Source organism: Marinobacter sp. M1C, assembly GCF_023314135.1.
Lineage (GTDB): Bacteria > Pseudomonadota > Gammaproteobacteria > Pseudomonadales > Oleiphilaceae > Marinobacter.
In genome coordinates this window covers 266,187-286,301 of record NZ_CP092289.1, presented here as the reverse complement: position 1 = coordinate 286,301, position 20,115 = coordinate 266,187, and the positions used below count along the sequence as shown (strand labels likewise).

The window sequence follows — 20,115 nt, the reverse complement described above, 5'->3', positions numbered from 1 at the left end:
CATGCTATGGATTTTTCTGACTATTTTATTGGCCTCTATTGTTATTGGGCTACCCATTGCCTTTGGTTTAGGCGTGGCGGCACTGGTGATGGCGGTACTCTCTGATATTCCGCTGTCGATCATGATCGAGCAGTCTATTCGCGGTGTTAACAGCTTTCCATTGCTGGCGATCCCGTTCTTTATTTTAATGGGTGAGGTGATGAGTCATGGCGGCATCGCTCGCCGTTTGATGGAGTTGGCTGGCGCGCTGGTCGGCTTTATGCGCGGCGGGTTGGGGCAGGTAGCCATCACCGGGTCAATGTTCTTCGGCGGCATCAGTGGTTCAGCGGTGGCTGATACGGCGGCCACCGGCGCGATGATGATTCCTTCGATGAAAGAACAGGGTTACACCGCAGCCAATGCCACAGCCATCAATACCGTGTCATCGGTGATCGGGATCATTATCCCGCCGTCAATTCCGCTCATTCTGTACGGTATTGTCACCGAAACATCCATCAGTCGCCTATTCATCGCCGGTATTATTCCAGGATTACTGATTGGCTTTGCGCTGATGGTGACCACCTATATTCTCGCCAGCAAGCAGGGCGGTGGTGTGCAAAAGTTCCGTTGGGATCGTCTCTGGAAGGCCTTTAAAGCGGCCTGGCTTGCGTTAGTGCTACCGATCATTGTGATTGGCGGTATTATCGGCGGCGTTTTTACTGCCACGGAAGCCGCCGTAGCGGCACTGCTCTATGCCCTGGCTATTTCGCTGGTGGTTTATCGTGAATTTAAGCTCAAAGAGCTGGGCGGCATGCTGATTCGCACTGCCCGTTTGACCGGCATGGTGATGATGCTGCTGGCGTTTGCGACGGTGATTGCCTGGTTTTTAACCATCAATATGGTGCCGCAAACCCTGGTCGGCCAGGTCAAGACGATCACTCAAGACCCATTCCTGCTGCTATTAATTGTTGCCTTTTTGCTGCTGTTAATTGGCTTTGTAATGGACTTAACCCCAGCGATGGTGATCATGGCGCCCATGCTGGCGCCTATTGTGACCTCAGTGGGCGTCGATGCGGCCTACTTTGGCGTACTGATGGCGTTTGTCTTAGGTATTGGGCTATTAACTCCGCCAGTGGGCACCTGCCTTTACGTAGGTTGCGGCGTGGGCAAGGTCTCTATGGAATCTCTGGTCAAAGCCATGTTGCCTTATTACGCGGCACTTCTCGTCGTGCTGGTGATCCTGATTGCCGTCCCGGACATCGTTACCTGGCTGCCTGACCTGACCGCCGTGCGCGGCAATTAATAGGAGAGCTTCTGTGAAGACCCTCTCGCATCGTGTTTTAGTGATGGGTGTGTCCGGCTCGGGTAAATCGCATATTGGCCGTCAGTTGGCGCTAAGCGTAGGGGCGACGTTTATTGACGGTGACGATCACCATTCACCCGCCAATGTGGCTAAAATGGCCAGCGGCACACCGCTCAATGACAATGACCGGAGCGAGTGGCTGGCTACGCTGGCGGCGTTATTGGCAGGCTATCAAAGGCAGGATTTATCGCTGGTGATTGCCTGTTCGGGATTGAAAAAACGTTACCGCGACCGTTTGCGCGAAGGTGACCCGGCGCTGCACATCCTCTATTTAGAGGGCCGCCGGGAGCTGCTGATGCAACGTTTGGAAACCCGTGCAGGCCACTTTTTCAAAGGCGATACCATGTTGGCCAGTCAACTGGCCGACCTGGAGCCCCCCAGTGGCAAGGAAGCTTTCAACGCCTCGATTTCTTTGTCGCCCAAGGAAATTGTTGATCAATTTTCTGCCACGTTGGCGCTATCTGGTCCCACGCCAAGCTACACGGAGACATAGGCATTGGAGTTACCCTTGTGAAGAAAAAACGCCCGACCCTGCAGGATATTGCCGACCATGTGGGGGCGACCAAAATGACGGTAAGCCGCTGCCTGCGAGACCCTGAAACGGTCTCGCAGGGTCTTCGTGATCGCATTTTCTTGATTGCTGAACAGATTGGTTATATTCCAAACCGTGCGCCTGATTTGCTCTCTAGAGCAACCAGCCATTCGATAGGAGTGCTGGTACCGTCTCTCACCAACCAGGTATTTGCCGATGTCATTGTTGGCATAGAGACGCTAACGGAGCCGGCGGGCTATCACCTGATGCTTTCTCACTACGGTTATAGCCCCGAGCTTGAAGAGCGTAGTTTGGCCTCGCTGCTCTCCTATAACGTAGACGGGGTGATTCTGTCCGATCGTGACCATACCCCGCGCAGCCTGCGCATGCTGGAAACCGCCGGTATACCGATTGTTGAAATCATGGACACCCACCGTCCTTCGCTGCAGCAGGCGGTGGGCTATGACAACGTTCAGGCCGCGTTCGATATGGTTAGCGAGATGATTCGCCGCGGGCGACGCCAGGTGATTTACCTGGCAGTGCGCCTGGATGAGCGTACCCGACAGCGCGAGCTGGGCTATCGCCGCGCCATGGAGGAGCACGGGTTAACGCCCGTCACCCTGCAAAGCACCCAGCGCTCTTCATACAGCGTGGGGGCAGCGCTGCTTCAGCAGGTCATTGCCGATTACCCAGCGGCAGATGGTGTTTTCTGCACCAACGATGACGTCGCGGTGGGGGCCTATTTCGAGTGCCAGCGCTGCGGCGTAGACGTGCCTGGGCGCATGGCACTGGCGGGCTTTCACGGCCACGATGTTGGGCAGGTTATGACACCCCGATTGGCCAGCGTAATCACTCCACGTCAGGCCATCGGCGAAGCGGCAGCGAGAGAGCTGCTAGCGCGTATTCGCGGTGAGTCGCTAACGCAGAAGGTGGTAGATTTAGGCTATCGTATTGAAGTGGGCATGACGTTATAACGCAACGATGCTGATCAATGCTCAACAGCGCTCTGGATAAGGCTTCCGTCTGCCAGAGTTTTATGGGCGGTTTGCAGCGTACTGAAAATCAATCAACTCTTTAGCCGGTATTGGTTTGCTAAAATAGTATCCCTGAGCCAAGTCACAACCCAATTCTTCCAATAAAGTAAGTTGTTCACGCATTTCCACACCCTCAGCAACAACCAACAAACCCAAGCTGTGCGCCATCGCTATAGTTGCTTTCACCAGGTTACAATCTGATTTTTTTAGCGTTATACCACTTACAAAGCTTCGATCTATCTTTAAGACATCGAATGAATATTTCCGCAAGTAACTTAATGACGAATACCCTGTCCCAAAGTCATCCATTGACAACTTAACTCCCAACTTATGGAGTTCAGCCAGCGCACCGTCAATGTAAGAATTACCAATCATCAGTACACCTTCGGTAACTTCAAACTCTAAACTTTCAGGCTTAATATTCGCGTTATTCAATGATTTCTTTATGAAATCTATCAGCTTTTTATCCCTGAACTGCCGGGGAGACAAATTTACTGCAATTGTATAATTTTTTTGATGAGCACTTTGCCAATCCCCCAAAAAATCAAGCGCTTGTTGAACAACATACTCCCCAATAGGGACGATTAGACCCGTATGCTCGGCAATTGGGATAAACTCATCTGGAGTAACATTGCCTAAAACCGGATTATGCCAACGAAGTAGGGCTTCTGCACCAATTATATTTCCATTTACTATATTAACCTTGGGTTGATAATAAACCTCGAATTCGTCACGCTCTAACGCGTAGTGCAAATACCCTTCTATTTCAAGACGGCGTAACGTAATGTCATTCATTGCTCTCGTGAAAAATGAATATGCGTTACGCCCTAACGTTTTTGCCTGATACATAGCTGTGTCAGCATTACGCAACAAATCTGACGCAGAACCGCCATTTTCAGGATAGATAGCAATGCCAATGCTGACCGTCAGACTTAATTCTCTACCATCAATTTTGAAAGGCTCCCTGAATATTCCGAGTAAATTTTCAGCAATATCAATCGCGTCATGACCGTTGGTAAGCGCTTGCGACAATACAATAAACTCGTCACCACCCAAGCGACCTACCGTGTCTGATTCCCGAACGACCAGCTTTAACCTATTAGCGGCTTCAACGAGCAACTTATCGCCTACCTCATGGCCTAATGAATCATTTACTTTTTTAAAATCATCTAAATCCAGAAAAAATACCGCCACGTTATCAGCATTTCTTTTCGCTTTTTTGAGCATTTGCCACAAACGATCAAGGGACAAAAACCGATTGGGCAGTGAGGTTAAGTTGTCAAAATACGCATGCTTACGTATCACCTCGGCGGCTTTGTGTTGCTCAGTAATATCTCGAACAATAACCACAATTTTCTTGTCCGACTGCAAATAAATAATTCTCGCTTCGAATTGAGTTAATCCATGAGGCATGCTTAACTCATATTCAAAACTTGACACGCCTCCTTGTTCGATAATTTTAACAAAATGAGATTTGAAATTTTTTACGACTTTTTCAGGCAAAAAATCTGACATACTTTTACCAAGAATATCCTTTGGTAAAACGTAGAGGTTTTTTTTATCACCGACATAATAATCAATGATCGTTCCATCTTCTTGCATCAAGAAAAACAAATCGGGAGTCGCTTCAAATACCGCCTTAAGCATATTCTCTTTAAATATCACCTGGGCTTGGGCCTGCCTAACCTCAGCCAAATCGATATCGATGCAATACATCTCTTTTTTATTATTTTCATCCTCAAATAATACATGGCTCGAAAAAACGCTTACATCCTGGCCATTTTTATTGCGCAAAATAATTTCTGAAGCCGGAATTTCCACGCCTTCGTCCACCCATCTTTTATGAGATGTCACAACAACATTACACATGCATTCTGGAATGATCAGCTCTTCTAACTTCCTGCCTAAGGCTTCTGCTTCCGTGTAGCCATACAGTAATTCGCTGCCTACATTCCAATAGACAACTCTACGTTCTTCATCGTATCCCTGAACAGAAATAGCTTTTACCGCATCAAATAATTGACGAATGGAATCTCTTGTGGCCGCATGATGAAGTAGCATATCGCTAATTTGATTACCTCTAAGTTAGACGATAAAAATCAGTGCCTACCCTCATCCTAGACCCTAACAACGAATGTTGAAACAACGGCGCGCTGAAAGATGCCGGGCTTTCGGAGTGTGGTTCTATGAAATACGCGCTTCCACTTCAAACAGGCCAAGGTAAGCGGATTTATGGCTGCTTCTGGCGCCGCCAGCGGTTTTGGCGCCATCACCCACGATCAACCGGTGCTTTCTGCTATAGTTTTGGCCGAGCACTATTCAATCCATTCTGGGGGCTGCATGCAGGCTGAACTGATCGACATTCGTAACCACCTTCTCCAGCATTCGCCGTTTAACGAGATGCCAGAGGAACTGGTTAACCGTGTTACCGAAACCATCGAGATTGTTTATGCCCGTGCCGGCACCGAGCTTTTGCGTATCAACGACCCCAGCAAGGCGCTGTATTACGTGCGCAGCGGCGCGGTAGAGATTTTTCGACGCTCGGGCGAACTGTACAACCGGATTGGTGAGGGTGAAATTTTCGGCCAGTTTGGCCTGCTAATGAACAAACACGTGCGCTTTCCGGCTACCGTACTTGAAGACAGCCTGATTTATCGTATTCCGGCAGAAACCTTCCATTATCTGTTCGAACAGGACGAGGGGTTTGCGGATTACGTGGAAATTGAAGATCGCAGTCGCCTACGCTCCGCGGTATCGCGGCGTGAAAAATCCAACCAGCTGATGACCTCGCGGGTAAGCCGACTGATTTCACGCAAGACCGTGTCTGCACCTTATACTGTGCGGCTGCAGGAAGCGGCTCGAATCATGACCGAAAACAGCGTGTCGGCGCTGCTTCTTATGGACGGGGAAGGCGACGAAGCGCGGCTGAAAGGCATTATCACCGATCGCGACTTGCGTATTCGGGCACTTACGGAAGCCCTGCCCTCAGAAACACCGATCAGCGAGATTATGACCGAAGGTCTGATCACCATACCGGCCAGCCACTACATTTTTGAGGCCATGCTGACTATGTTGCACAACAACGTGCATCATTTACCGGTGATGGACGATCACGAAGTGCGCGGCGTGATTGCGCTGTCTGACATCGTGAAATATGAGAGCCAGAGCAGCCTGTATCTGGTCAGTAATATTTACCACCAAACCAGCGTAAAAGGCCTGAAGAAAATCAGCCTGGAAGTGCGCGACAGCTTCGTGCGCATGGTGAATGAAGACGCCAACTCGCACATGATTGGCAGTGCCATGGCGGGTATTGGCCGTAGCTTCACCCAACGGCTGCTGGAACTGGGCGAGGAAAAGCTGGGACCGCCGCCCGTGCCTTACTGCTTTATGGCCCTGGGCTCTATGGCGCGGGATGAGCAGCTGGTGGTGACCGATCAAGACAACGCCATGATTCTGGACGACAGCTTTGTAGAGGAGGAACACGACGCCTATTTTCTGGAACTGGCGAAGTTTGTCAGTGACGGCCTGGCTGAGTGCGGCTACACCTACTGCACGGGTGACATCATGGCGACCAATGAGCGCTGGCGCCAACCGCTGAAGGCCTGGAAAGCCTACTTCAGCGACTGGATTGATAACCCCCAGGCCCGCGCCCTGCTTAACAGCAATATCTTTTTTGATCTTGACGGTATTTACGGGGAAACCGATTTTGCCGAGCAGCTAAAAACTCTGGTGGCGCAAAAGGCCTCAAATAGCCAACGCTTCTTGGCAATGATGGCGCGCAATGCCTTAAATCGCACGCCACCTTTGGGTTTCTTCCGTAATTTCGTGATGGAAGAAGACGGTAAGCATGGCAAGCACAGCAAGACCTTTAATCTGAAACGCCGGGGCACGGCGCCACTGTCAGACCTTATTCGCATACACGCACTGGCTTGTGGCTCCAAGGCCCAGAATTCGTTCGAGCGCCTGGAAGCCATCAGCAAAACCCGCCTGATCCTGGACGACGGCATTGGTAACCTGCGAGATGCTCTGGAGTTTATCGCCATTGTACGTATTCGCCATCAGGCGTTGGCTATTGAAGCCGGGCGCGAGCCAGACAACAACGTGCGCCCACAGGACCTTTCGCCTTTCGAGCGGAGCCACCTGAAAGACGCTTTTCAGGTGCTCAGTAATGCCCAGAAATTTCTGAAGTATCGCTACAACGCGCAGATTACCCGCAATGTCTCTTGAAGAAATGGATACACCGCCATCCCAGCCCTTTGCCAATGTGCCCTGGCCTGGCCGCTATCAGGCCCTGACAGAGGCCACTAACAATCCTTTGTTGAAAGCCTTTTACCAGGCCGGTTGCTGCGACGCGAATACGCCTTTATCACAGGTGCCCATGGTGGCGATGGATTTTGAAACCACCGGGCTAAACGCTACTGAACACTCCATCATCAGCGTAGGCTTAGTGCCATTTACTCTGGAGGGCATACAGCTCAGCGCAGCCCGCCACTGGCTGGTGAAGCCCAGGCTTGCCTTGCACCAAACTTCGGTGACGATTCACGGTATTACCCACGCGGATCTGGAGCAGGCGCCAGATCTGGTCGACATTTTGCCAGAGCTACTGGAATGCCTGGCGGGGCGCCTGCCAGTGGTGCATTACCGCGATATCGAACGACCGTTTCTGGATGTGGCTTTGCGCTACCGGTTGCAGGAGGGGATTCAGTTTCCGCTACTGGATACTATGGCCATAGAAGCGCACCTGCACCCAGACCGCCGGCCCACCTTTTGGCAAAGCTGGCGGGGCCAAAAACAGTTGTCTATTCGGCTGGCAGACAGCCGTTTACGTTATGGGTTGCCCCACTACGCCGCGCACAATGCGCTGATGGACGCCATTGCCACCGCAGAGTTGCTACAAGCACAAATCGCCCACCATTTTGGCGCGCAAACACCGGTGAGCGATCTGTGGCTTTAAGTTCAAGCTCTAAGGTCAGGCTTGAATGTGACGCCTTGCTAAAAAACTCAGTTAACGGGTTCTACCTTGTCAATAAAGTCGCGGTAGCCAGCGTCGGCCATCTGCGCCAGCGGAATGAAACGCATAGACGCTGAGTTCATGCAGTAGCGCTTGCCTGTCGGCGCGGGACCGTCATCAAACACGTGCCCTAAGTGGGAATCTGCATAGATGCTGCGAATTTCAACCCGAGTCGTGAAGAAGGCTCGATCTTCATGCTCCTTCACCATTGCCGGGTCCAGCGGGCGGGTAAAGCTGGGCCAGCCGGTGCCAGACTTGTACTGGTCACGGGAAGAATACAGCGGCTCGCCAGATACCACGTCTACATACAGCCCGGGCTCTTTGTTATCCCAGTAGGCGTTGTTAAACGGGCGCTCGGTGCCGTCTTCCTGAGTTACGTTGTATTGAACGCTGCTGAGTAATTTTTTCAGCTCGTCCTGCTGCGGCTTTACAAAAGTGTCCGGATTAAATCCTGCACTCGCACCAGACGCCTTTACAGTTTTCTGACCGACGCTTTCAGTACTGTTGGCAGCTGGCTTGAACTGGCTGAAGTCCAGCTCGTAATCTGAGCCATACACGCTTTCAATGAACTGATAACGGCCAGAATTAAAGGTATAGAACTTGTAGCGCACCGGGTTCTTTTTGTAGTAATCCTGATGGTAGTCTTCCGCCGGGTAAAAAGTGCCCGCTGGAACTATCTCGATGACCACCGGTTTGTCGTACACACCGGATTCCTGCAGGGCTTTTTTGGCCGCTTCCGCTTTCTGCTTTTCTTCCTGGCTGTGGTAGAAAATGGCCGGGCGATACTGGGTACCGCGGTCCACGAACTGGCCCTGATCATCGGTCGGGTCCATCATTCGCCACAAGCCCTGCAATAGCCCTTCATAAGTAATCTGCTGCGGGTCGTAATATACCTGTACAGCTTCGGTATAGCCGGTTCCGCCAGAAGACACCGAGCGATAGGTCGGGTTTGGGGTTTCACCGCCAGCGTAGCCAGAAACGGCCTCCACTACGCCAGGGATTTTCTCGTAACCGGCTTCCACACACCAGAAACAACCACCGGCCACAGTGGCAACGGCCAGGTTCGAGTCTGTGGGCGCATAGGGATTGCTCACGGCAATGTTCTTTTCAGCGGAGGCGAAGGCTGCGTAGAACGCCCCGCTGGCCGCTATGGCCGTTGCAACAAGAATTGCTTGTAGTCTGCGATTCATATGAAAACTCCTAAAAGTAATGTTCGATGATCATCCTAACCCTGAGGCATCACCAAAACGTTCCTATAATGTTACGAATTTATAACGGCGTGGATTGTTTTTCGTCGGCCAAAGGCAGCCAGAATAAAAATTCCGCGCCGCCAGCGGGACGATTGTGCACAGTTATGTGGCCCTGCTGCAGTTCTGCCATACGCCGCGCTATGGCCAGCCCAAGCCCGGCGTGGCCGCTGCGATTTGCGCCAGGCGCCTGATAGAACGGAGTAAAAATGTGCGCCAGGGCCTGTTCGTCAATGCCCGAACCTGAATCTGACACGTGAATACTCACACCGTTCGCGTCTGCCGCTACGCTCACCCGCACTTTAGTGCCCGCCGGTGAGTGGCTGATGGCGTTGCTGATCAGGTTGTCCAGTACCCGCTCGGTCATCGCAATATCAGCGTTTACCATGGCGGGTTCAACCGTTCCAATACTCAGGCTTACGCTATTCTGCCCGGCGCCAGGGGCGTGTTTTTGCACCACGTCGTGCGCCAGTTCGGCCACCATGAAGCATTCAGGGTTAGGCTGCTTTTCACGGGCGTCCAGGGCCGCTAGCTCGAATAGCTCATCCACCAGCTGGCCAAGGCGGCGGGTTTCCCCCAGGGCAATCGCCAAAAAACGACGGCGCTGATCCAGATCCAGGGAGTCCTGTTTCAGGCTTAGGGTTTCCAGGTAGCCCTGCACCGCTGCCAAAGGCGTGCGTAAATCGTGTGATACCTGGGCTACAAGCTGGCGCCGCTGATGGTCTTTATCTTTCAACAGTTCAAGCTGGGCGGCAATGCGCTGCGCCATTGCGTCGAAGCGCAAGCTCAGATAGTCCAGATCGTCACCCCGCTCGCCGGGCAAAAGCGACGCTTGCGGCTCCAAATCTATATTTGTTTTTGCCTCAAAGCCTTCTACCCGGGCCGTCAACCGGCTTAGTCGCCGGGTCAACAGGCGGAAAAACACCAGCCCTGCCAACAAGCCAACCGCCAGGCTCAGGGTCAGGGCGCCCGCCGCCATTTTTAGCAAGTGGTTGCTGTGCACCATGCTTTCGGCAAAATCGTACTGCTCGCCTCGCAGCACTACATAGAGGTAACCGGTCGGGTTGTCGGCGTTGGGCACTGGTGTCACTGAAAACACTTTGCGGCGATCGTGGCTACGAGGGTCGTCGCCGGGCAATGGGTACACGTCAGGGTTGGTCAGCAAGGTCTGAATCGGCTGCAACGACACTTGATTGCGCTTGATTTTGTCAGGATTGGCAGAAAACGAAACAATCCGGCCCTGCAAATCCAGCAGGTAAATTTCAATGCTCGGGTTGATGCTCATGTACAGATCGAACAAGCGCTCTAACTCGCGATGGTTAATCTGGTCACCGGTCACCAGATTACGGTCAGCAACTAATCGACTGGCCAAATCACGATTGAGCTGTTGATTTACCGCGGCACTGTATTCACGAACCGAATAAAAGCTCAGGGCGCTGAATAAGGTGCCAATCACCAGCAACAGCAGAAATAAACCCAGAGCCAACCGAGCATAGAGTGTTCGCAACAAAGGCAGAGCCATGGTCAGTCCTTGAATCTATAACCAACACCCCATACCGTTTGCACATAGCGCGGTTCGGAGGGGTCGGTTTCAATTTTGTTACGTAGGCGGTTGATGTGGGTGTTCACCGTATGCTCGTAACCCTGGTGATTGTAGCCCCACACAGAATCCAATAACTGGGCGCGGCTGAACACACGGCCACGATGGCTGGCGAAGTGCCACAGCAGATCGAATTCGCGGGCGGTCAGTTCTACCTCGGCATCCTTTACAAACACCCGCCGCCGTGACGAATCCATACGCAGGCCGTCTACCTCAATTACGCGACTTTCTGGCGTGGCTGTTGCGCGGGCCGAAAAGGCATCTCCACGACGAAACAAAGCCTTTATACGGGCGCCCAGCTCGGCCACACTAAAAGGCTTGATCAGGTAATCGTCGGCGCCCATTTCCAGCCCCAGCACGCGGTCCAGCTCGGTGCTTTTAGCGGTCAGCATCAGCACCGGCACGTAATCTGGCGCGGTGCGGATTTCACGGCACACCGCCAGGCCATCAAGGCCCGGCAACATCAAGTCCAGAACCACCAGATCGATGCCGCCTTGGCGAAAACGTGCCAAGCCGTCGTCGCCGCGGTTTGCCAGCACAGGCGTCATGCCTAGGTCGCTTACCTGCATGCTCACCAGTTCGGCGATGGCGGGGTTGTCTTCAATAATCAGTACGCTGCGTGTCATGGTGCTATGTTCTCATAACGCTAGAATCCTAAACAAAAAAACCCGGTAAGGCTTGTCACCTACCGGGTTTTACGCGTTTTACACGGAGCTTTGCAAGCGCTCAGCGCACGCGGCTAGCCCAGCAGGTTGTATACAAACACAATAATCACCGCCACTGGCGTTACATAGCGCAGCAGATTAAGCCACAGCGCAAACGTGGCACCGTGCAAATTCAGGTCTGCTTTCAACGACTCTTTCGCCACAAACCAGCCCACGAAAATGGCGGTTAGCAAACCAGACAGCGGCAGCAGGAAGTTGGCGGTGAAGTAATCCAGCAAGTCGAAAATAGTTTTGCCTTCGAACGCTGCGAACATACCCAGCGGGGTCACATCTGACCACACGTTCAGCGACAAAATAGAGGCAATACCCAATAACCAGCACAGTGTGCCCACCACAACGGCACTGCCAGTGCGGTTCATATTGGTATTTTCTTCCGCCCATTCCACTACCGGTTCTAGCAGCGAGATGCCAGAAGTCCAGGCGGCAAACAACAGCAGAATAAAGAACAGCGTGCCAAACAGGCCGCCCATAGGCATATTGCCGAACGCCAGCGGCAAGGTCTGGAAAATCAGCCCCGGACCGGCGCTGGGCTCGAGGCCATTAGCAAAGACCACCGGAAAAATGGCCAAGCCAGCCAGCAGTGCGACCACGGTGTCCATCAAGGCTACAATAACCATAGTGCGGCCAACCGGAACATCGTTACCAAGGTAGGAACCGTAGGCCATCATAATGGCCATACCCAGGCTAAGGGTAAAGAACGCGTGGCCCAGAGCAATCAGCACGCCTTCAATCGTCAGCTTGGAAAAATCTGGCGTAAATAGAAAGCTAACGGCTTCGCCGAAATGGCCGGTTGTTGTCGCGTAACCCACCGCAACCAGCAAAAGCAGGAACAGCGCCGGCATCAAAATGGTAACAGCGCGTTCCAGGCCACCCTTCAGGCCTTGCGACACTACCAGTATTACCAGTGCCATAAACACAGTGTGCCAGGCCAGCAACTGCACAGGGCTGGCCAACAGGCCGCCAAACAAATCACCAATGGATTCCGCAGTACCACCAGTGAAGTCGCCCATGGCCGCATGGCCAACGTAAGACGCCGCCCAGCCACCAATCACCGAATAGAACGACAGAATGGCAAAAGCCGCAATCATGCCGATTACCGCCGAAATACGCCAGACTGGCGATTTCAGGTTGCGCTCAGCGACCAGGCGCATGCTGGTGATGGGGTTGTGACGGCCGTTGCGGCCAATGAAAACCTCCGCCATCATGATGGGCACACCAATAACAGCGATGCACAACAAGTACACCAGTACAAAGGCACCACCGCCGTTCTCACCGGTTACATAAGGGAATTTCCAAATGTTGCCAAGGCCCACGGCAGAACCGGTTGCCGCCAGAATAAAGGCGAAGCGGGAAGACCAAAGACCACGGGACAAACCTGAGTTGTTGCCCGGGGCTGTTTTCGACTGAGTCATGTTCTTGTTCCTGTGCTTTGGGCTAAGAAATGAACTTAATAAGGGTTGCCCCAGATCAGGCCTGGACTCTTGAAGCGAGATTTTGCCAGCACTGGCCAGCCGATGCCACCCAATCGCTTAGATTCTGCCTCTGGCCACTGCCCAGCGAGCCCGTAGCCACGAGTTCAGCCACAAAGACGCCAGAATGATCGCGCCGCCCACAGCCAGGCGAGGAATATCCGCATCGCGGTTCCAGATCAACAGATTCACCAATAAACCGGCAGGCACCAGAGCGTTGTTCATTACCGCCAGGGTGCCGGCGTCAACGTAGCAGGCGCCACGGTTCCACAGAAACAGACCCAGGCCCGATGCCGCCAGCCCGAGCCAGGCCAGAATGCCCCACTGCGTAAGCGTGCCAGGCAACCTGTCGGCGTTGCCAAAAATCAGAAACGATGGCAGTGCCACGATTAAAGCGCCAAAGAAAAAGTAACCAAAGGTGCGCCAGGGTGGAATGGGCAAGGGGTAGCGTGCCATCACGTGTTTGTAACCCACCTGGCCCGCGGCAAAGGTGATATTGGCTATCTGCAGCAATAAAAAACCGGTGATGAAGTCTTCACTCAGGCCATCATAGCGAATAACGCCGGCGCCCAAGGTGGCCACTGCGGCCGCCATCAGCCCCGCCGGGGAGAAGCGCCGGTTCAGGGCGTCGTCTACCAAGGTTACGTACAACGGTGTGAAGATAGTGAATAACAGCACCTCTGGCACCGACAGATAGCTAAACGCTTGATACAGGCACACGTAGGTAATGCCAAACTGCAGCATACCGCTGACCAGAATGCCTTTTTTCAGCCCAGCGGGCACACCGCGCCAGCGGGTAAGCGGTAAAAATACCAGCGCTGCCAGCAACACCCGGGTAAGAACTGCAAAATAGCTGTCGACCCTGCCCGCTAGAAACTCGCCGATCAAACTGAACGAAAACGCCCAGAGAATCGTAACAAATACCAAAAAACCCATGCCCGCTGCGCCTGCAAAAATGAAGGGCAGTATTTTACCTGCTTTTGCGACCAATTACAGGCTGCAAAAAAGCCTTGGCCAACGCCTATGCGGACAATGCGCAATGCCCCTGGGCGCCCGAATCCGGTAACATCCGCTCCCCAATAGACGGCGCCTGACTGGTCATTCAGAGCCGCCACCGAATTCGACCGTATTTCGGACACTTGTTATGGATGAACTGCACCAGCCACTGCCCGCTATCCGCCAGCCTTTCGCTAAACGGGTGCTGCTGGAATGGAAAACCCTGGCGATACTGGGCGGGCCTATTCTGGTGGCGCAGGTTGCACAGATGGCAAACGGCGTGATTGATACCGTTATGGCTGGCCACGCCAGCGCCCAGGATCTGGCCGCGGTGGGCATTGGTTCCAGCCTGTGGATGCCATTGTTCCTGTTTTTCTGGGGCGTTCTGAGCGCCCAGCAGCCCATTATTTCCGGCTATAAAGGCGCCAACAAACTGCGGCGGATTATGCCAACGGTCTGGCAAGGGCTTTATATTGCGGCAGCAGCGGCCGTGATTATGATTCTGCTGCTAACGAATGTGCACCCGGTGTTGACCCTGATGAAGCTGGAACCGGCCACCGCCGGCATTGCCCAGGGCTACCTGGATGCGTTCGCCTGGGGCGTTCCCGCACTGCTGCTGATGACCGCTCTGCGCGGACTGACCGATGGCCTGGGCCATACCCGGGTGATTATGGTGTTTTCACTGATCAGCACCCTGTTCAACCTGCCACTGAACTATTTGTTTATCTACGGTGGCCTGGGCATTCCCGCTATGGGAGGTGTCGGCTGTGGCTGGGCCACGTCGCTATCCAACGGTATCGCTGCAATCGGGTTACTGACTTACCTGAACCGCAGCCGGATGTATCAGAATTTTCGCCTGCTGGCCTACGTCGCCCGCCCCAACCCGCGTGTACTGCACTATGTATTGCGGCTGGGTTTGCCCATTGGTTTTACCATCTTTGTAGAGGCCAGCATGTTTGCCGTGATCGCACTGTTTCTGGCGCCTTTGGGGCCAGTGGTGGTGGCCGGGCACCAGATTGCGTTAAACGTGGTGTCTTTATTGTTTATGCTGCCGCTGAGCCTGGGCATGGCCATCACCCTGCGGGTGAGCTTTCTGGTAGGCGCGGGGTCGCCTGAGTCTGCGCGGCTGCTGTCACGCAGTGCGATAATTCTGGCTGCGTTTATTTCACTGCTGTTTGCGATTGTCCTGTTTGTATTCCGTGCGCCCATTGCCGCGCTCTATTCCAGTGACCCCGAAGTTCAGGCAGTCAGCGTTACTCTGTTGATGTACGCCGCGTTTTTTCAGGTGGCGGATGTTATTCAGGTTACCTGCATCAGTGGCCTGCGGGGCTATAAAGACACCCGCATTCCGATGATCATTATGCTGTTTTCATTCTGGGTGGTGGGTATGCCGCTGGGCTATGCGCTGGCGTTTACCAGCGTTCTGGTGCCGGCCATGGGGGCCGCGGGCTTCTGGGTAGGGCTTACTGGCGGCCTTATCTCCGCCAGTGTGCTGATGGGCTGGCGCCTGTTCGGCTACAACTGGGGTTGGGCCAAGCCTAAGGCGTCCGCGTGATGGCGCAGATGGTCGTCAATAAAAGACGCAATAAAGAAATAGCTGTGATCGTAGCCGGACTGCATGCGCAGGGTTACCGGATGGTTAACGCTGTGGCAGGCCTGAACCAGCGCCTGCGGGTTCAGCTGCTCTGCCAGAAATTGGTCGGCAGTGCCTTGGTCAATCAGTAACGGCAAGCGTTCCTGGGCATCCGCGATCAGCAGGGTGGCATCCCACTGTTTCCACTTTTCCTGGTTGTCACCCAGATAGCCGGCAAAGGCTTTCTGGCCCCAAGGGCACTCCACCGGATGGGCAACGGGTGAAAACGCCGATACCGACCGGTAAAGCCCCGGGTTTTTGAGCGCGCATATCAACGCTCCGTGACCACCCATAGAATGGCCGCTGATGGATTTTTCAGCACTGACGGGCAATTCGTTTTCTACCACTTGGGGCAGTTCCTTCACTACGTAATCGTACATCCGGTAGTGGGGCGCCCAAGGCTGCTCTGTGGCATTCACATAAAAACCTGCACCGCTGCCAAAATCGTAGCTGTCGTCTTGCCCCGGCAAATTGATGCCCCTCGGGCTGGTATCCGGGCACACAATCGCCAGACCCAACTCAGAGGCCAGTTTCTGTGCACCGGCTTTTTGCATAAAATTTTCGTCGTTGCAGGTCAGGCCAGACAGCCAATACAACACCGGGACCTTGTGGCCCGGTTCTGCCAGCGCCTGGGGCGGCAGGAAAACAGCAAATTCCATCTGGCATTCCAGGGTAGCGGCGGTGTGGCGGTAACGGCGGTGCTCGCCGCCAAAGCTGGCGTTCGTTGAAATCAGTTCCATAGTGCCCTCGGTATTAGTGTATCCGGACAAGGTTAACCCTCAGTCATCGGAGTTAGCAAACCTTGGTGTGCCCACGCTGCAACCTGCGTTAACAAGGTGTTCCAAAATGGCGCTGCGGGTGACTATGCCCACCAGTTTGCCGTGATCAACAACCGGGTACACTTTCGGTTTGCCAGCGCCGAGTTTCTGGGCAAGGTCAACAATCGCCGTGCCAGGTGAAATCCACACGGGTTCACGGAACATAACATCGTCCACAATCGGATCACCCTCACAGTGATAATTGCTCACCAGTAACGCATGGATACAATCCTGCTCAGACACAAAACCAAGCAAACGCCGACTCGCATCAACCACCGGCAGCCCGGAAATATGATTCTCCAGCAGCGCCTTGACCACTTTGGTTAGGGGTGTCCCGCAGCGGACGGGCTCAATATGATTGAACATAACATCGGAAACTCTGAGTGCACACATGAGCAATTCCCCGCATTTCTGTTTGACCCGGCCGGCATTGGCCAAACCTCAACCCTGTGCTGTAAACATAGGCAATATTCGCCGAATTCTCCAGCTTTAACCAAGTGCCGGTTTACACAGGACAGTAATTGAGTAAGCTCAGTAAGTTATACCCCTTGCGGGTAAAATCAAAAAATCAAACCATGGCACATATATATCGAACCATGGCATATAAAAAAGGATTCTCATGGACGCTATTGAAAACGTATTTAGTGCAATCAACGGGCTGGTTTGGGGGCCACCCATGTTGATACTCATTCTTGGTGTGGGGCTGTTTTTAAGTCTCGGCCTGAAGCTGATGCCCATATTCAAGCTCGGTGCGGGTTTTCGCCTGATGTGGAACGGTCGCAGCGCCGCAGGTGCGGAGTCAGATGGTGAGATTCCGCCGTTTCAGGCTCTGATGACCGCCCTTTCAGCCACTGTCGGAACCGGTAACATCGCCGGCGTGGCCACCGCGGTTTTCCTCGGCGGCCCGGGGGCCCTGTTCTGGATGTGGCTGACAGCCCTGGTGGGAATGGCGACCAAGTACTCTGAAGCGGTGCTCGCGGTGCGCTTCCGCGAGGTCGATGAGAACGGCTCCTATGTCGGCGGGCCCATGTATTACATTCGTAACGGGCTTGGCAAAAAATGGGCCTGGATGGGCGTGCTGTTTGCCGTTTTCGCCGCTATTGCCGGCTTCGGCATCGGCAATACCGTACAGGCCAACTCGGTTGCAGACGTAATGGAAGCCACATTCGGCCTGCCACACTGGATCAGCGGCGTTATCCTGATGGTTCTGGTGGGTATGGTTCTGATTGGCGGTATTCGCCGCATCGGGCAGGTAGCCAGCGCGCTCGTTCCTATTATGGCAGTGTCGTACCTACTTGCTGGACTGGTTGTACTGGCCATTAATTTCGCCGAGATTCCTGCCGCATTTGGGCTAATCTTCGAGCATGCGTTCAGCCCCATCGCTGCAGAAGGCGGCTTTGCCGGTGCGGCAGTCTGGGCAGCCATCCGGTTCGGCGTTGCCAGGGGTGTTTTTTCCAACGAGGCCGGTTTGGGCTCTGCGCCTATCGCCCACGCGGCAGCGCAAACCAAGAACCCTATCAATCAGGGTATGATCGCCATGCTGGGCACCTTTATTGACACCATCATTATTTGTACGATCACCGGCCTGGTCATCATCACTTCTGGTGTATGGACATCCGGCGAATCCGGCGCGGCACTCACGTCCATGGCGTTCTCACAGGCGCTTCCGGGCGTTGGCGATTATGTGGTGGCCATAGCTCTGGCTGTTTTTGCCTTTACGACCCTTCTTGGCTGGTCATTCTACGGTGAGCGCAGCGTTGAATTCCTGTTCGGCGTAAAGGCTATAGTGCCTTATCGAATTGCCTGGGTCCTTGCTATCCCCGTTGGCGCAACCGTAAACCTGGGCCTGATCTGGCTGATAGCAGACACGCTGAATGCCATGATGGCACTGCCCAACCTGATTGCCCTGGCGCTACTCAGCCCGGTGGTGTTCAAACTGACCAAAGAGCATTTTGAGAAAGAAAAAGCGGCAGGCCTCTGATACAACGGCCATTACGGCTGAGAACGAGCAGACCCGTGCCGGATGAGGTGTATCAACTAACCCTTGCATTCCTGTCATCCGGCACCGCTCCATTTTTATATACAATCAATAACCAGGCTCGGCCGTTTACCTGCCGGAACCTCAAACAACGCGATCAGATACTGCATCGAAGGAGAGCGAACATGAGTTTACGCCTTGGAGATACCGCACCGGATTTTGAGCAGGATTCCAGTGAGGGTAAAATCAGTTTCCATAAATGGCTCGGCGACGGCTGGGGTGTGCTGTTTTCACACCCGGCAGACTTTACCCCGGTGTGCACCACCGAGCTGGGCCTGACCGCCAAGCTGAAGGGCGAGTTTGCCAAGCGCAATGTGAAAGCCATGGCGTTGAGTGTTGACCCCGTTGATTCCCACCACGACTGGATCAAAGACATCAACGAAACCCAGGGTTGCACCGTTAACTTCCCGATCATTGCCGACCACGACGGTAAAGTGGCCGAGCTATACGACATGATTCACCCCAATGCCAACAGCACGCTGACCGTACGCTCGCTGTTCGTGATTGATCCGAACAAGAAAGTGCGTTTGATCATCACTTACCCTGCCAGCACGGGTCGCAACTTCAACGAAGTACTGCGGGTTATCGACTCCTTGCAGCTGACGGATGAACACAAAGTCGCCACCCCGGGTAACTGGGAACGCGGCGGCGACGTGGTGATTGTGCCTTCGTTGCAAGATGAAGACGAAATCAAACAACGCTTCCCAAAAGGCTACAAGGCGGTTAAGTCGTACCTGCGTATGACTCCAGACCCGACCACCAACTGGTCTGGCGATTAAATCGCGCTGTTTGCATTTTTAGCAATGCAAAAAGGCCGGGTTGCGTTAGCAGCCCGGCCTTTTTTATATCAATAACACATCAGAATGCAGGTGCTCTTAAAAAGCAGGAACGACCGCTCCCTGATATTTCTCGTTAATAAAGTCTTTCACGTCTTCGGATGTCAGCGCGGCTGCCAGCTTCTTCATAGCGTCGCTGTCTTTGTTATCTGGGCGAGCCACCAGAATGTTGACGTAAGGTGAATCCGAACCTTCGATGATCAGCGCGTCCTTGGTGGGGTTCAGGCCCGCTTCCAGCGCGTAGTTGGTGTTGATCAGGGCAACGTCTACCTGGTTCAGGATACGCGGCAGGGTAGCGGCCTCCAGTTCTTTAAATTCCAGGTTCTTCGGGTTGTCGGCAATATCGCGCGGTGTTGCGGTGATTTTGCTGCCTTCCTTCAAGGTGATCAGTCCGGCTTTTTGCAGCAGCAGCAGGGCGCGACCGCCGTTTGTGGGGTCGTTAGGAATGGCAACAACGCCGCCGTCTTTCAGCTCGTCCAACGATTTGATTTTGCTGGAGTAAGCACCGAAAGGCTCAACGTGCACGCCGGTAACCGTAACCAGGTTTGTACCACGACCGGCGTTAAACTCGTCCAGGTACGGCTGGTGCTGGAAGAAGTTGGCGTCCATGCGCTTCTGGTCAACCTGAACGTTGGGCTGGATGTAGTCGGTGAATACCTTTACGTCTAGCTCTACGCCCTGCTCGGCCAGCATCGGTTTCACAAATTCCAGGATTTCCGCGTGGGGGACCGGAGTGGCAGCAATGCTGAGTTCTTCGGCGCTAACAGCAGCAGACAAAGTAGCCGCAGCGGCTAGGGCAATCAGGGTCTTCTTGAAAGTCATCTGTGTTCTCCT

General features: G+C 53.7%; 17 protein-coding genes. 8 read left to right on the top strand and 9 right to left on the bottom strand.

Annotated elements, in window-relative coordinates:
• Position 1: 1 nt before the first annotated feature.
• Genes MIH19_RS01300 through gntR form a run of 3 tightly spaced genes read left to right on the top strand, consistent with a single transcriptional unit; the run spans position 2 to position 2,848 of the window.
• Entirely contained in the window at positions 2–1,282 is a 1,281-nt protein-coding gene (locus MIH19_RS01300; RefSeq protein WP_249007193.1) for a TRAP transporter large permease, read from the top strand.
• A 13-nt stretch (positions 1,283–1,295) separates the two neighbouring features.
• Entirely contained in the window at positions 1,296–1,835 is a 540-nt protein-coding gene (locus MIH19_RS01295) for a gluconokinase (RefSeq protein ID WP_249007192.1), read from the top strand.
• A gap of 17 nt (positions 1,836–1,852) precedes the next feature.
• A complete protein-coding gene (gene gntR, locus MIH19_RS01290; protein WP_249007191.1) occupies positions 1,853–2,848 on the top strand; it encodes a gluconate operon transcriptional repressor GntR in 996 nt (331 codons plus the stop codon).
• 60 nt (positions 2,849–2,908) lie between these two features.
• Here the strand turns inward: gntR and MIH19_RS01285 are convergent, their stop codons facing one another.
• A complete protein-coding gene (locus MIH19_RS01285) occupies positions 2,909–4,969 on the bottom strand; it encodes a bifunctional diguanylate cyclase/phosphodiesterase (protein ID WP_249007190.1) in 2,061 nt (686 codons plus the stop codon).
• A 279-nt stretch (positions 4,970–5,248) separates the two neighbouring features.
• Here MIH19_RS01285 and MIH19_RS01280 point away from each other — a divergent pair, with 279 nt between their 5' ends.
• Together MIH19_RS01280 and MIH19_RS01275 are read left to right on the top strand one after the other, a co-directional pair.
• Positions 5,249–7,135, top strand: a complete 1,887-nt coding sequence (locus MIH19_RS01280; RefSeq protein WP_249009078.1) for a DUF294 nucleotidyltransferase-like domain-containing protein — start codon at positions 5,249–5,251, stop codon at positions 7,133–7,135.
• On the top strand, positions 7,125–7,862 hold the full coding sequence (locus tag MIH19_RS01275; RefSeq protein WP_249007189.1) for a 3'-5' exonuclease: 738 nt from the start codon (positions 7,125–7,127) through the stop codon (positions 7,860–7,862). Before MIH19_RS01280 ends, MIH19_RS01275 begins: the two co-directional genes overlap by 11 nt.
• Before the next feature lie 47 nt (positions 7,863–7,909).
• Here the strand turns inward: MIH19_RS01275 and msrA are convergent, their stop codons facing one another.
• From msrA to MIH19_RS01250, 5 genes are all read right to left on the bottom strand, one after another.
• Positions 7,910–9,109 (bottom strand): peptide-methionine (S)-S-oxide reductase MsrA, encoded by a 1,200-nt coding sequence (gene msrA / locus MIH19_RS01270; RefSeq protein ID WP_249007188.1) that lies wholly within the window; start codon positions 9,107–9,109, stop codon positions 7,910–7,912.
• A gap of 79 nt (positions 9,110–9,188) precedes the next feature.
• The gene (locus tag MIH19_RS01265; RefSeq protein WP_249007187.1) at positions 9,189–10,688 is read right to left on the bottom strand and encodes an ATP-binding protein; all 1,500 of its coding nucleotides are present in this window, start codon (positions 10,686–10,688) and stop codon (positions 9,189–9,191) included.
• A 2-nt stretch (positions 10,689–10,690) separates the two neighbouring features.
• Positions 10,691–11,392: a response regulator transcription factor gene (locus tag MIH19_RS01260; protein WP_249007186.1), complete on the bottom strand. Its 702-nt coding sequence runs from the start codon at positions 11,390–11,392 to the stop codon at positions 10,691–10,693.
• A gap of 113 nt (positions 11,393–11,505) precedes the next feature.
• Positions 11,506–12,903, bottom strand: a complete 1,398-nt coding sequence (locus MIH19_RS01255) for a sodium-dependent transporter (protein ID WP_249007185.1) — start codon at positions 12,901–12,903, stop codon at positions 11,506–11,508.
• A gap of 117 nt (positions 12,904–13,020) precedes the next feature.
• Positions 13,021–13,896: a carboxylate/amino acid/amine transporter gene (locus tag MIH19_RS01250; protein WP_249007184.1), complete on the bottom strand. Its 876-nt coding sequence runs from the start codon at positions 13,894–13,896 to the stop codon at positions 13,021–13,023.
• Positions 13,897–14,104: 208 nt separating this feature from the next.
• Here MIH19_RS01250 and MIH19_RS01245 point away from each other — a divergent pair, with 208 nt between their 5' ends.
• Positions 14,105–15,511: an MATE family efflux transporter gene (locus MIH19_RS01245; protein WP_249007183.1), complete on the top strand. Its 1,407-nt coding sequence runs from the start codon at positions 14,105–14,107 to the stop codon at positions 15,509–15,511.
• Here MIH19_RS01245 and fghA read toward each other — a convergent pair.
• Positions 15,472–16,329, bottom strand: coding sequence for an S-formylglutathione hydrolase (gene fghA, locus MIH19_RS01240; RefSeq protein WP_249007182.1), 858 nt, complete (start codon positions 16,327–16,329; stop codon positions 15,472–15,474). The genes MIH19_RS01245 and fghA overlap by 40 nt on opposite strands.
• 39 nt (positions 16,330–16,368) lie before the next feature.
• The gene (locus tag MIH19_RS01235; protein WP_249007181.1) at positions 16,369–16,800 is read right to left on the bottom strand and encodes a CBS domain-containing protein; all 432 of its coding nucleotides are present in this window, start codon (positions 16,798–16,800) and stop codon (positions 16,369–16,371) included.
• Positions 16,801–17,026: 226 nt separating this feature from the next.
• On the opposite strand from MIH19_RS01235, the gene MIH19_RS01230 reads away from it, so the two are divergent.
• Both MIH19_RS01230 and MIH19_RS01225 read left to right on the top strand, forming a co-directional pair.
• Positions 17,027–18,388 carry a sodium:alanine symporter family protein gene (locus MIH19_RS01230; RefSeq protein ID WP_249007180.1) on the top strand — a complete coding sequence of 454 codons (1,362 nt, stop codon included), beginning with the start codon at positions 17,027–17,029 and terminating at the stop codon, positions 18,386–18,388.
• Positions 18,389–18,570: 182 nt separating this feature from the next.
• Positions 18,571–19,224, top strand: coding sequence for a peroxiredoxin (locus MIH19_RS01225; RefSeq protein ID WP_249007179.1), 654 nt, complete (start codon positions 18,571–18,573; stop codon positions 19,222–19,224).
• Between the two features lie 96 nt (positions 19,225–19,320).
• Here MIH19_RS01225 and MIH19_RS01220 read toward each other — a convergent pair whose 3' ends face one another.
• The gene (locus tag MIH19_RS01220; RefSeq protein ID WP_249007178.1) at positions 19,321–20,103 is read right to left on the bottom strand and encodes a MetQ/NlpA family ABC transporter substrate-binding protein; all 783 of its coding nucleotides are present in this window, start codon (positions 20,101–20,103) and stop codon (positions 19,321–19,323) included.
• Positions 20,104–20,115: the final 12 nt, after the last annotated feature.